General features: G+C 38.4%; 14 protein-coding genes and 1 riboswitch. Of the genes, 9 read left to right on the top strand and 5 right to left on the bottom strand.

The annotated features are described in order from the left end of the window. Positions 1 to 367: 367 nt before the first annotated feature. The 6 genes from LMB57_RS07145 (at position 368) to LMB57_RS07120 (ending at position 5429) form a co-directional block, all read left to right on the top strand. A complete protein-coding gene (locus LMB57_RS07145) occupies positions 368 to 1399 on the top strand; it encodes a C40 family peptidase (protein WP_229278153.1) in 1032 nt (343 codons plus the stop codon). Positions 1400 to 1771: 372 nt separating this feature from the next. Next, the gene (gene trpX, locus LMB57_RS07140) at positions 1772 to 2767 is read left to right on the top strand and encodes a tryptophan ABC transporter substrate-binding protein (protein ID WP_229271514.1); all 996 of its coding nucleotides are present in this window, start codon (positions 1772 to 1774) and stop codon (positions 2765 to 2767) included. Continuing rightward, positions 2764 to 3663, top strand: coding sequence for an ABC transporter permease (locus LMB57_RS07135; protein ID WP_003665032.1), 900 nt, complete (start codon positions 2764 to 2766; stop codon positions 3661 to 3663). The genes trpX and LMB57_RS07135 overlap by 4 nt, the downstream gene beginning before the upstream one ends. Continuing rightward, complete coding sequence (locus LMB57_RS07130) at positions 3656 to 4420, top strand: ABC transporter ATP-binding protein (RefSeq protein ID WP_229271515.1); 765 nt, start codon at positions 3656 to 3658, stop codon at positions 4418 to 4420. The genes LMB57_RS07135 and LMB57_RS07130 overlap by 8 nt, the downstream gene beginning before the upstream one ends. Before the next feature lie 65 nt (positions 4421 to 4485). Continuing rightward, the gene (locus LMB57_RS07125; RefSeq protein WP_153701675.1) at positions 4486 to 5049 is read left to right on the top strand and encodes a cadmium resistance transporter; all 564 of its coding nucleotides are present in this window, start codon (positions 4486 to 4488) and stop codon (positions 5047 to 5049) included. A gap of 47 nt (positions 5050 to 5096) precedes the next feature. After that, positions 5097 to 5429 (top strand): ArsR/SmtB family transcription factor, encoded by a 333-nt coding sequence (locus LMB57_RS07120; protein ID WP_003675296.1) that lies wholly within the window; start codon positions 5097 to 5099, stop codon positions 5427 to 5429. A gap of 58 nt (positions 5430 to 5487) precedes the next feature. Here LMB57_RS07120 and LMB57_RS09900 read toward each other — a convergent pair whose 3' ends face one another. Then, positions 5488 to 5619: an LPXTG cell wall anchor domain-containing protein gene (locus tag LMB57_RS09900; RefSeq protein WP_418887478.1), complete on the bottom strand. Its 132-nt coding sequence runs from the start codon at positions 5617 to 5619 to the stop codon at positions 5488 to 5490. A 168-nt stretch (positions 5620 to 5787) separates the two neighbouring features. Here LMB57_RS09900 and LMB57_RS07115 point away from each other — a divergent pair, with 168 nt between their 5' ends. Further along, positions 5788 to 7110 carry an MATE family efflux transporter gene (locus tag LMB57_RS07115; RefSeq protein WP_229271516.1) on the top strand — a complete coding sequence of 441 codons (1323 nt, stop codon included), beginning with the start codon at positions 5788 to 5790 and terminating at the stop codon, positions 7108 to 7110. Positions 7111 to 7271: 161 nt separating this feature from the next. Further along, the gene (locus tag LMB57_RS07110; protein WP_229271517.1) at positions 7272 to 8201 is read left to right on the top strand and encodes a prenyltransferase; all 930 of its coding nucleotides are present in this window, start codon (positions 7272 to 7274) and stop codon (positions 8199 to 8201) included. 208 nt (positions 8202 to 8409) lie between these two features. On the opposite strand, the gene trxA is transcribed toward LMB57_RS07110, so the two are convergent. The 3 genes from trxA to LMB57_RS07095 are packed head-to-tail and all read right to left on the bottom strand — an operon-like array spanning position 8410 to position 10423. Continuing rightward, positions 8410 to 8727, bottom strand: coding sequence for a thioredoxin (gene trxA, locus LMB57_RS07105; protein WP_229271518.1), 318 nt, complete (start codon positions 8725 to 8727; stop codon positions 8410 to 8412). Position 8728: 1 nt separating this feature from the next. Continuing rightward, positions 8729 to 9484, bottom strand: coding sequence for a TerC family protein (locus LMB57_RS07100; RefSeq protein ID WP_229271519.1), 756 nt, complete (start codon positions 9482 to 9484; stop codon positions 8729 to 8731). Between the two features lie 27 nt (positions 9485 to 9511). Continuing rightward, a complete protein-coding gene (locus tag LMB57_RS07095) occupies positions 9512 to 10423 on the bottom strand; it encodes an RluA family pseudouridine synthase (protein ID WP_229271520.1) in 912 nt (303 codons plus the stop codon). 146 nt (positions 10424 to 10569) lie between these two features. Between LMB57_RS07095 and LMB57_RS07090 the strand changes: the two genes are divergently transcribed. Continuing rightward, a complete protein-coding gene (locus LMB57_RS07090) occupies positions 10570 to 11487 on the top strand; it encodes a magnesium transporter CorA family protein (RefSeq protein ID WP_229271521.1) in 918 nt (305 codons plus the stop codon). 184 nt (positions 11488 to 11671) lie between these two features. On the opposite strand, the gene LMB57_RS07085 is transcribed toward LMB57_RS07090, so the two are convergent. Continuing rightward, positions 11672 to 13105 carry a C69 family dipeptidase gene (locus LMB57_RS07085; protein WP_229271522.1) on the bottom strand — a complete coding sequence of 478 codons (1434 nt, stop codon included), beginning with the start codon at positions 13103 to 13105 and terminating at the stop codon, positions 11672 to 11674. 163 nt (positions 13106 to 13268) lie between these two features. Beyond that, a riboswitch (purine riboswitch) is annotated at positions 13269 to 13367 on the top strand. The last annotated feature ends 97 nt before the right edge of the window (positions 13368 to 13464 follow it).

Raw genomic sequence — 13464 nt, 5'->3', positions numbered from 1 at the left:
CTAAGAGTACCTATAATACTTAAATATCTTAGATTAGATCAAATAAGTCGAGAGAAAATACCAGAACAAATTGATTTCGGCTAATAAAAAAGGCTCCTCAACGTGAAAATTGATGACCTTCTTCTATCTGCCCCATTCCCCGCAGTTACAACGTTTTAGCGCGTAAGAAGAATTCATATTCCAATAAAATTCTCTTCAAATTATTACAGTAATTTAACAATTATGTAACAACTGCCACCCTTAAGATATTTTTCATATCTTCTTCACAATATCATCATATAGTAAAAGAGTGCACAATTAATTGCATGCATAAAAGAAAAAACAAACAATAATTCAGGAGTGAATAATTATCGCTAAGAAAAAAACAATGTCAAAAGTTCTTGTTGCTGCTTTAGGTGCTGCTGGTGCATTAGCTGTTGCTAACACTGCAAGTGCTGACACACAAGTTCAAGTACAATCAGGAGATACAGTATGGGGATTTGCTCAACAATACGCTACTACTGTTGATTCAATTTCTACTGCTAACCAATTGGCTGATCCTAACGTAATTTACGTTGGTCAACAATTAGTTATCCCATCTTCTGCTATTAGTACTGCTTCTGCTGCCGCAACTGTTACTGCACCTACTGCAACTGACAACGCTACTGCTAGTCAAGCAGCCGTTGAAACTACTGAAACAACAGCGGCATCAACTACTCCAGCTGTTTCTACCACAAACGCAAGCAACGTAGCCGACCAAGCACAACCAACAACAGTCGTATCTGCTGCTTCTGATAACAACACTACTGCTACTCAAGTTAGTGTTACGTCCCAAGCTCCAGCCCAAGTAAGTGCTGCTTCTGCTACTATTAATGTTGCTCAAACTAGTGCTGCAAATACTAACAACAACGTTACTACTTTAGCGGCTACTACTAACACTGCAACTCCAACACAAACTACATCCGCTACCACTGAAGCAGTTGCTACTCCACAAAGCAACACTACTGTTCAAAGTACTGCTGCTGTAACTGCTACTCCAGCAACTTCAACTCCTGCTGGTCAAGGTAATGGTTCTACTGCTAATGCGGTTGCCGTTGCGCAAGCACAAATTGGTACTCCATACGTTTGGGGTGGTAACCAACCAGGCGGATTTGACTGCTCAGGATTAGTTCAATATGCATATGGTCTTGGTTCAAACTACCGGACTACTTACCAACAAACTAACCTTGGTGCCCACCACAGTGATATCCAAAACGCTCAAAGTGGTGACCTTTACTTCTGGGGCCCAGATAGTGCTCCTTACCACGTTGCAATCGCTACTGGTAATGGCGGTTACATCCAAGCTCCTACACCAGGTCAAAACGTTCAAACTGGTAACATCAATTACTACACTCCTAGTTTCTACATCAGCATGAACTAGGATACGAATAGCATAATCATTGAGTAAGATAGAGGATTTTCTTCTACTTACTCTTTTTTCTTAGCAAATTTTAATAATTATATTGACAGCTTTATTATCATTGGTTATACTTAACAACAATCAATTATGTAGGGAGTAAGTATAATGAACGCATATCAAGCTATCAACGTTAATACTCGTTGGCAAAGCCGGTAATTCAGGTTGTTTCGTCATGGATGCGACCTGAAGAACAGATTGCATCTGTGCCGGCTGAGTTTGATGTTCATTTCAGTCCGCATGGATCCACATGCGGACTTTTATTTTGCCTTTCAAAAAACGAGGGTCCGTCATGTGGGCTCTCGTTTTTTATTATTTTGTGAGGTGAGATTTTAAATGAAAAGAATGTATAGTTTAATTGCAATTATTATCGCTTTCCTTTGTTTCGCATTCTTTAGAGAAAACAATGGGTTCGTAACTAAGCAACGAATTCCAAAAGTCGGTGTGTTAACCTTGATGCACCACCCAGCGTTAGATGAAATTTACAAGGGATATGTTGATGAATTAGCAAAGGAAGGTTACCACAACGGTAAGAATATCAAGATTGAGTATCAAAATGCGAATGGTGACCAAAGTAATCTTAAAACAATGGCTTCAAAACTTGTTAATGATAACTCAACTGTTCTTTTTGGAATTACAACTCCTGCGGCACAAGCATTAGCTAATTCTACTACCAAAACACCAATTGTACTTGGTGCAGTTACCGATCCAAAAGCAGCTGGATTAGTTAAAAATAATCAACATCCTGGGGGCAACATCACCGGAGTATCCGACCAAGCACCAATTCGCGAACAACTCAACTTGATCAAGCAATTTATGCCGCGAATGAAAACACTCGGAGTCATCTACACTTCAAGTGATGCTTCAGCAGTAGCCGGTTACCACCAAATCAAACGTGAATGTCGCAAGATGAATATTAACTTGAAGGCCTATTCAATTGCCAACAGTAACGACTTAAATCAGGTTTCCGAACAAATGCTTAGCCAGGTTGATGCAGTAATTGTACCAACAGATAATACGATCGCTGGGGCAATGCAAACCTTAGTTAAGAATGCCGATGCCGCTAACAAACCAGTCTTCCCAGCAACTGACACAATGGTTAAGCAAGGTGGCGTTGCAACTTACAGTGTTAACCAGCGTGCTCTAGGTGTCCAAGGCGCAAAAATGACCGTTGCAATTCTCAAAGGCAAATCAAAGCCCGCGGATACTCCAATTGAATATATGAAGCATGGGACGCCTGTTCTCAACATTAAGCAAGCTCGAAAACTTAATTTACAAATTCCCGCTCAATTTGAAAAGGATGCAGAAGCGAAAGGAGAGATTTACAAATGAATCTAATTGTATCGTCAATCGGTCAAGGGCTATTATGGGCTTTACTTGGTCTTGGCCTTTACCTGACTTTTAGAATTCTTGATTTTGCGGATATGACTGTTGAAGGAACTTTCCCTCTTGGTGCTGCCAGTGCTGTTGCTGCAATCACACATGGCATTAATCCCTTTTTGGCAACTTTAATTGCGATTGGTGCGGGAATGCTCGCCGGTTTGATCACCGGGTTGCTCTACACTAAAGGAAAAATCCCAAGTTTATTAGCCGGAATTTTAACGATGACTGCCGCTTACTCTGTTAACCTCCGCATTATGGGTAAATCAAACGTTTCATTGCTTGGCCAAAAGACACTTTTTAGTGGGGAATTCATGCGAAGTCTGCCCCAATACTTTGATAGTGTCTTCTTGGGAATAGTTACGATTGCGATTATTACCGTAATCCTAGTCTTCTTCCTTTCAACTGACTATGGACAGGCCTTCATCGCGACTGGTGATAATCCTGTAATGGCCAAATCATTTGGGATTCATACCGACACAATGGTCATCATCGGCCTAATGGTGTCAAACGGAATCGTTGGCCTTTGTGGGGCATTGATTGCTCAAAACAATGGGTATGCTGATATTAATATGGGAATTGGGACGATTGTTATCGCCCTTGCCTCAATCATTATTGGTGAAGTAGCCTTTGGTGAATTAACGCTTAACCAGCGACTTGTAGCCGTTACTCTTGGTAGTATCATTTACCGAATCATCTTACTTGCCGTGCTACAACTTGGTTTCTCTGCCAACGACCTCAACCTTATCTCCTCCGTTGTTCTTGCAATCTGCATGATGTTGCCACAACTTGAAGAACGCATTCACCTAAAAAAGCCAATTTTGAAAGGAGTCCGGCCTCATGAATAAACCTATTTTAGAATTGCAAGGCGTCAAAACCATTGTTAATAAGGGCACATCTAGTGAAACGACTATTCTTAAGGGCTTAAACCTTAAAATTAATGAGGGAGACTTCATTACAATCGTTGGAACGAATGGTGCCGGTAAATCGACTCTTTTTAATGTCATTGGTGGAAACCTGCACGCTGACGAAGGAAAAATTTTGCATAATGGACAAGATATTACCAATACGACAGAAGAACAGCGAACAGCTTTCCTATCCCGTGTTTTTCAAGATCCAAAATTGGGAACGGCTGCGCGAATGACAGTTGCTGAAAATATGTTGTTAGCAACTAAGCGGGGTGAGCGTCGCCATCTTATTCCTCGGAAGCTCAAAAGTAACATGGAACGTTTCACCAAGCTAGCTGCAACAATGAATAACGGCCTCGAAAATCGTATGAATACAGCTACCGGCGCCCTTTCAGGAGGACAACGGCAAGCATTAAGTTTTTTAATGGCAACAATCAAACGACCTGATATTATTTTGCTGGATGAACACACTGCTGCTCTTGACCCGCACACAAGTCTAAATTTATTACACGCTACTAATGAACGGATCACTAAAGATCATTTAACCGCTCTAATGATTACCCATAACCTTGAAGATGCCTTAGAGTATGGGAATCGTCTAATCGTGCTTAAAGATGGTGAAATCAAAGCAGATTTTAATGCAGAGCAACGAAAATCTCTTACTCCTGAGAAACTTTATACTTATTTTGAAGGATAGTTTGACTATATATCAAATTCGATATATATTAAGTATATCGAATTTGATATATAGGAGACTTAATTATGAATTGGTGGATTATTTTTATCACATTTCTTGCCGTAAACCTCGATTTCTTTTTTATCTTAATCTTTCTACTCGAACGGTATAACCTTCGCGACGTAATCATTGGCTATCTCGTCGCCCTCTTTTTCCTAGTTACTATCAGCTTTTTACTAGGAAAAACACTTGCTATTTTTCTCCCTGAGTGGATTCTAGGACTACTTGGTGTTTTACCTATTTACATGGCTCTCCATGACAACGATGAAGATCCAACTCATACCGAAAAGTATGGCCCAATTATTACCACATTAATAACCTATCTGGCAGTCTGCGCTGGTTGCAACCTCTCAATTTTCTTACCAATTTTAACGAATCTTACCTTCCAACAATTTACTCAGGCACTTCTTTTTATTGCAGTCCTTTCAATTGCGATTGTGATTCTCATAAAAGGAATTGGTAATATTCCACTAATTAAGCAAGCAATGCAGCGTTATAGCGAAACCTTAATGAAGGTCATTTATATCGGTGTTGGTTGTTATGTTTTTTGGGATAGTGGATTAATTACACACCTTATCCACCTTCTTTAGTTTGGTATAATAATTACTAAACCGATTAAAAGGAGGAGCAGCAACCATTGTCTTCCACACAAGCCTTTATTGATGAAGCTGCTAAAATCTATAAAGTCCTAAGCAATAGTACGCGTTTAAACATCTTATATTATCTTCGGCACTATGACGGTGAAGCTGATGTTAAAACAATCGTTAATGATCTTCATCTTGCTCAACCGATCGTTTCAAAGCAACTCGGTATTTTATATCGCTACCAGTTAGTCAGTCGCCACAAAGAAGGAACACGCGTTTACTATGCTTTAGATGATCCTCATGTTATTGAAATGATTGATGACATGCTAAAACACGTTAAACACGAAATAAAGGGCGAACCACATCCTCGAAATTTATATAAATAAAGAGTGAACAGGAAACAATCAACAAAGATTATTCTCTATTCACTCTTTTTGTTATTAATTATTTTTCACTCTTCCGTTTTCCAAAACCAAAGAGACTAGCAAAGGTAGTTACAAGACCTAAACCAATAACTACTGTTGAATTTTGATTACCAGTTTGAGGACGCTTATTATTTGGTTCTTCATCTTTAATATATTTGACAACATACTAAAGGTTTTCGCCGCCAGAATTAATTGCTTTTGTTAGCTACAGTTAACCATTTTTAAACTTTTGTATAAAAAATTAATGAAATAATCAATCTTTCACTTTATAGCTTGACTAGCGTAAAATGATTAGCAGATTGTTAAAAGGAGATTTAAAATGGACGAGCTATTTGAACATTCTTCAATCAAGCGAGCATACTTTACGCTGGCCTTACCTGTTGTATTAAGCATGGCTGTAACCTTAATTTATAACATGGTTGATACTTTTTTCGTGGCCAAAACTGGGAATCCTAATTTAGTTGCCGGCGTTTCCCAAGGAGCACCAATTTTTACGTTAATGATTGCTCTTGGAGACATCTTTGGTCTTGGCGGAAGCTCAGTTATTTCCCGCTTATTTGGTGAACACCGTGATAAATTAGCACGCTTTGTCAGTGGTTATTGTTTCTATGCACCAATTATTTGCGGAATCATCGTAACTGCAATAATGATTATCTTTCAAACCCCAATTTTACATTTATTGGGTGCTTCCCCTGCCACTTGGAAATATGCACGAGAATATTACTTAGTGATCGCTTGGGGCGCAGTTTTCATTATCTTTGGCCTTTCACCAACTAATATTTTACGAACAGAAGGTCTAGCCATTCAGTCGATGATCGCTAGTATGGTAGGGACAGGAATTAATATTGTTTTAAATCCAATCTTTATTTTCACATGTGGGCTCGGTGCAGCTGGTTCAGCGTTGGCCACTGTAACAAGTACTGTTATTGGCGATATTTTAATGATTTATTATTTACGAACAAAGAGTAAAAAATTAACGACTTCAATTCGTGAAACGAAAATCGGCTGGAAGCTTCAATTTGAAATCTACGCTATCGGAATCCCGGCCTCGGTCACTAATATCATGGCAACGTTTGCGGTTGCGTTAACTAATCGTTACTTGATTGTTTATGGTGCGGATAGTGTAGCAGCCATGGGAATTGCGATGAAAGCAAACATGATCATCAATATGGTAATGGTTGGTTTTGCATTCGGCGCGCAACCCTTGATCGGATACGTATATGGTGCCAAAGATGAACAACGATTCAATAAAGTTGTCAAATTTGATATTCAAGTTGTTGCTAGTCTTGCCTTTATACTCACTATTATTCTTTTCATTTTTGCTCCCCAGGTTATTCGTATTTTCATGAATGATTCCCAAATAGTAAAAGAAGGTGCCTTGATGCTACGTTGGCTATCAATTTCGACAACTCTTGCTGGTATCATTCTTGTTTTTACAACCATGTTCCAATCAATGGGAAAAGCAACTCCTGCATTTTGGCTTTCATTCTGTCGTCAGGGATTGATTTTCGGAGTAGTGATTAGTGTTTCCGCAAAATTATTTGGTTATACTGGAATTATTGCTGCTCAAGCTATTTCTGATTGTTTAACCTTTATCCTGGCACTTATTTTCTTCTATTGCTATCGTCCACGTTTTAAATAGTTAAGAGATGTTTATGACTGTTGGGCGTTGAGCTGCCCATCATCTTTGTTTCTCAAAAATGCCTCTCTTAACGCACCTATCTCAACTAACTTGTCATTTGCTCCCGTTACGTAAAAATGATAGTCTGGATTATTGAAGTAAGTACCGAACGGAGGCTTTTTATGCGAGAATCAACAAAATCATGGCTGACCTGGCCAACTTTTTATACTCTCTCAGAAATTTATCAAGTTCCCTTGAACATCATATGGTTTATCTTAAGCGGCGCAATTGCCTATCGTGAATTTCACACGATTAACCTGATCAATATTTTTCTCTGTTGTCTTGATGTGATGATTTTTGACCTAGCAGTAAATGTCGCTGACAATTATTTTGATTATCGTCATGGTAAGGACCCTCATTTCCTAACCGTTAGTAATCCGGTGGGACGATTAAAATTACCCATCAAAAAAGTTCGTAATTTAATGATTATCCTCTATCTTATTTCAATTATTCCAGGAATCATTCTAGTAGCCCGTACCCACTGGTCTGTTCTCATCTTAGGAGTCATCGGATATTTTGTTGGGATCTTCTATACCGCTGGAAAATTCCCAATTAATGCGACCCCCTTTTGTGAAGCTATCGTCGCTTTCTTTATCAGTTTCTTTATTGTCTTTGTTGGTGTGTACGTAGCTGTTTATCCTCACTTAGTTATGGGTTTTGACACAATTGGTCAAATTTTCGCTATCTGTCTCCCCTTAATGATTATCTTTTATGCCCTTCAGTTAGCGAATAATGTTTGCGATCTAGAAGAAGATCTAATTAATGGACGAAAAACAATGGCTAGTTTTGTTGGTAAAAAACGAGGCTTCCAAGTCGTTAAAGTGCTCATTATTATTGGAATGATAATGCCACTAATCTTAGCTGTCATGCATCTTATTCCTCCCGTTACCGGTCTTGTCTCTTTATGGGTTCTTCCAACTTTACGAAATACACATAATTTTTTTACCAATCCTGATAAAGAGACAACCTATTTGCACCTACTTAAAGAATTATCTGTCTTCCTTATCCTCTATATTATGATCTATACTCTTTGTGCTATCCTTACATTTTAAAAAACTATTGACGCATGAACACCTAACGTTCTTTTACCTTCTCCCATTAGAGCAAACACGAAAAGATTGAAAATTCGCTGTTTATTCTAATGGGAGTTTTTAGCTCAAAAAAAGCTACGCAAGGGAAGCTCATAAACTTTATTAAAAAAATAGACAGCCTAACACTGGACTAATCCTGGGAATAAGCTGTCTAAAAAGTTGATATATTTTATTCTTTCATCTTTCGTTCAAGGTAGTGAGCTAATTTGGGCTCAGGATAATATCCCGTTACCTTTTCTTTTGCTTGACCATCCCTAAAGAGGACAAGGCTCGGAACGCTCATTACTTTGTACCGTTGTGCGATTTCTTGATTGCCATCCACATTCATTCGCACAAATTTGATTTTATCGCCATATTGCTTTTCAAGCTTCTGCATCGCTGGTTCCATCATTTTACATGGACCACACCATGGCGCCCAAAAGTCAACAATCGTCATTGAGCCTTGAATATCCTTATCAAAGGTCTCAGCTGTAGCATCAATTGCCATTTTATTCTACCTTCTTTTTCTGTGATCTACGTATAAAGTGAATAATAATCGTTACCGCAAAAACAAGCAAGATAAAACTACCGAAAATCCCAGATGGAATCTCGATGTCAATCGCAGGAATCGTTAAAAAGAGCTTAATAGCAATCACAAAAATTAAGATATATGCCATCGGTTCTAGCTCTGGTACTTTACGCATCAGTTTCATGATAACTTCAGCTATTCCACGCATACATGCAATCCCAATCAGGCCACCAATTAAGACAATAACGGGATTATCGGAGACGGCCAATGATGCCAAAACAGAATCAATGGAGAAAATAATATCCATAAATTCAATCTGTAAAACAACTGTCCAAAAAAGCTTTCGTCCAGTTAAACGCGTTTTACCTTCACGGGCCTTTCGCATTGCACGCTTACCAAAGAACTTATTATGAAAGTAACGATAGACAAGGTAAATTAAGTAAGCAGCTCCAATAACTTTGATTTCCCAAAAGTTAATAAGATAAACACCAATCCCGATAATTAAGAAGCGAAAAATGTAAGAACCCCAAATACCGTAGAAAAGTGATTCTTCTTGTTCTTTTAACGTTGGCAATACTCGAGTTTGAGCCGCTAATACAACAGCATTATCAACTGACAATAAACATTCAATCATAACCAAGGAAAAAATGATTAACCAGTCCTGTCCTGATGTAACAACTGTTGCCCAGTTATGTGGATCAAAAAATGGTCCATACAACTTCTCTAAAAGTGACAATTAATGTCCTCCCTTAATTTAAATTTGCTACTTAGCTAAGTTATATTTTACCAAATAATTTTCAAAATACGATGGTAATGGCGCACTAATATTTAAAGATTTCATTACGAAAGGCAATATAAGTTTTTGCGACACACCATGAAGGAGCATTCCCTCTGTCGACGAAGGGTTATAAAGCGGATCACCGACGATCGGATGACCACTATGCGCCAAATGAACCCTAAGTTGGTGTGTCCGGCCAGTTACTAAGCGAAGTTTCACTAAGGAACGTTCACGATTACTTGCCAGTGTTTCATAATAGGTCAAGGCTGGTTGCGCGTTTTGCCCGTTTACTTGATGGAGATGGGAATTCACCGGATTACGTCCAATTGCCCAATCAAACTTTCCACTTTGGGCCATTTCTCCCTCTACTACCGCCAAATATTGTCGATGGATTTGTCCATCGCTAATTAGTTGATTAAGGATTGGGACAACGATTGGATTTTTAGCAACAACTACTGCGCCACTCGTTTGTAAATCTATCCGGTGAACCATGTAAGCATTATTTTGACTATGCGCTAAATAGCCTGCTACATCGTTCATTAATGTTCCTGTTTCGCCATGGTAATTAGGGTGTGTTTTTTGCCCCCGTGGTTTATTTACTACTAATAAGTCACGATTCTCATATAGGACTTCCAAGTGTGGCCGGGATGACGGAAGATAATCATTTGCGGTGGGGGTACGAATTTCATCACCACAAAATAATAATTGAATATTGTCGTTTCTTTCCACCAGTTCATTCATTGACCGATATTTGCCATTAACAAGCACTGTTCGTCTAATTCGTAAATAATGGATTAGCCGATTAGGAAGCAGCCATTGATCGTGAAGCAATTTGCGCAGTGGTTTTGCCACCTGCTCATCAGCTAACTTTTCATTAATCTGCCACCGATATTTCATTTTCCTCACCTCTCTTTAGTCTAAATTCTGATAAGATTATTTTACTGTATTTCCCAGGAAATATTTATAATATTTTTAAGCCGGTTTACTTTTATCCAATAATAGCGTTGAATAGAGTATGAGTAAATTTAAGGGGATGGGTACCGATGTTAACAACAGAACAAATTAATGATCATAGTAAATGGATAAGTATATTCGAACCTCTTCCCCATGAACGATTAGATTTAATTGAAAAATACGAGGTTACTCAAGAATTACTTGATTACGCAATTGACCCCTATGAAAAAGCCCGGGTTGAAATTGATCCAGATGCAGGAGTTACATTATTAATTTTCGATGTCTATGTGCCAACTCATGCCGTGACGGCTCCACAAACTGCACCAATCGGCATCATGCTAACCGCTAATAATATCATTACTTTTACAAACGCAAAAACTAACTTTGTAAATGGAATCATTGCCAATCAGTTACAATTATTAAAGAAACACGGCGAAAATGACGACAAATTAAACTTAGTCTTCCCTGTCCTTTATCGACTTTCGACTGATTATTTTGGTCCCCTTCGTCGTGCAGACCAACAGCGACAAGAAATCCAACAAAATCTTCAACGGCGAACGGGACGCCAAGCGATCACTCAATTTATGGAAATCGAAACTGGATTAGTCTATATTCTTACCTCACTCAAAGGGAATGTTTCCCTACTTGAAGAATTTAAACGTCGCTTTGGTAACCACATTACTACTAAGCAATATAATGATCTTGATGATGTAATTGTCGAAGCACAGCAAGGTTTAGAAATGGCACAAATGACTTCAGATGTTTCTGCCCGTGTCTCTAACGCTTATAGCAAGGTTCTTGATAGTGACCTAAACCAAACGATGAAATATCTAACCATCTATTCAATTGTTCTCTCAATTCCAACAATTGTATCTGGTTTTTACGGTGAAAACGTCAAACTTCCCCTCGCAAACGGAGACTATTCATGGGTTTTTACAATCTTCATTACTATTGTCCTAATGTTGGCATGTGTCATCTTTCTTATTAATCGTCATTGGTGGAAATAAAATAGTGAGTGAAAATTAACCGCCTCGACAAGGCGGTGGGCTAAGGATAGAACGGTGATTAGCACGGTACGGGCTGATCATCGTTCGGACTTAGCCTCGAGCCTTGTGGTTAATTTCCACGATATCTTGACTAATCGTAGAAAAGAGGCTGAGAAAAAACTCCGTTTTTTTCTCAGCCTCTATTTTATAAGTTATCGCCACGTTCAAATTGGAACTTAGAATTTAACAACGCTTCATGTAAAAGTTGGTTAATCAATTCATGCGTTTCATTCAGAATATGATTAGCGGTTTTCATATTTTGTTCAGTTAGATAGTTAATTAAATTAGCCGAATTTTGGATCTGAGCTGTTTTTGTAATTGTATCTACTCGTCCTACGCCATAGCTTTGACACCGATCTCGGAAATCATTTACTTCATTGATAAATTCATGATAGCGTGGTTCTACAATTACTTCTAACAATTTATTTAACCAATAAGCACTTTTATCCGGCTGAGCATCGTCAGTAGCATACTTATATTTTGCCGGAGTATCACTAATATTTGTAAAGAACGGAACATAAGGGCTATAGCAATAAAAGCCAAAATTAATCCATTGAATAGCAGCATATTGCGCTGGTACATCATTCCGAATTTGTAAAATACATGAACTTTGATTACGATCAAGAGCAATTGAACGGAATTTCCGCTGTTCCTCTAGTGTTCCAGAAGCATAAGTTCCCATTGGATCATACGGGGTACCATTATAATGTGATGAGAGGAAATACTCTACATCCTCAACGGCAATTTTCTTTTCTGCATGTTGAATAAATGGAATATTTTGACTGGTAGGTTCCTGTTTTAAGGAGGGGGTAAAGAGTTTTTGACCATACCAAGAACGAGGAGTGTTGTAGTAAGCATCTGCCTCATCTTGCGTACCAAAAATATTCCGGAAATTAAAGGTTTGAGGATTAGGATTTAAATGATATTTTTCTACAAAATCTTTAATTTGCGGCGCATACATAAAGCTATTGTGATCGTTAAAGTCGACCTCTTCAATGCACATAATGTTTGGGGCAATTGCATAAGCATCATCAGGAATCCGCTGGGCAACCCATTGATGGCCACCACCAGTTTCAAAGTACCAGACTTCATCATTATCGCTAAAGGCAATTCCATTACTCTCACCAGTACCGTATTTTTCAATTAAAGAGCCAAGACGCTGAACTCCTTCGCGGGCCGACTTAATAAATGGTAGGACGAGATAAACCATTGAATCTTCATTAATCCCGTTTTCTACTAATGGATCATGACCAAGTACCCTGGCATTTGTCATCTCGGTTTCTGTCGCACTCATTGCAACATTATATTCATTAATACCCTGTTCATCCCAGCGCCCTTCATCAGGCACGCCATTGGGAGTTGCAGTATAACGACATCCCTTTCCCTCCATTTCAACGGTTAATCCATTATATTTTGAAACATAATGTTCACCAGTATAATCCTTGGCTGGAAATACTTTGAAGGTCTTAGGATTAACTCCATCTTCTGCATCCTCATCGCGTGCAATAATTGTTGAGCCATCAATCGTCGCATTCTTTCCAACAAGCATTGCCGTACAACTACTCCTTAGCTTTTTCATGATATACGCTTCCTTCCACAGTAGTTAATGTACTTTTTAATAATACCACTATCTGGAATCAACTGGATTACAAGAAAAAACTGAACTTTAATTCCATAACTCGGTCTAAAACATTATTAATGCCGAACAAGTCATTGCAACTGTTCGGTATTAGTGCTAGGATAACTACATTAAATAAATAGCCTATATAATACCGAAATATGGTCGGTTAGTCTCTACCTAAAGCCGTAAACTTTAGACTATAAGCACTTCTTAAAAACTGACACTGTCTGTTTTTAATTTAAAGCTTTAAAAATCGGTAGAGAGGCTGAACTTTCAGTCTCTTATTTTTATTTAGGCGTGTTAATTTTTAAGGAGGT

The sequence above is a fragment of the Limosilactobacillus secundus genome (genome assembly GCF_020784695.1).
Taxonomy (GTDB): domain Bacteria; phylum Bacillota; class Bacilli; order Lactobacillales; family Lactobacillaceae; genus Limosilactobacillus; species Limosilactobacillus reuteri_F.
This window is presented reverse-complemented; position numbering and strand designations above follow the sequence as displayed.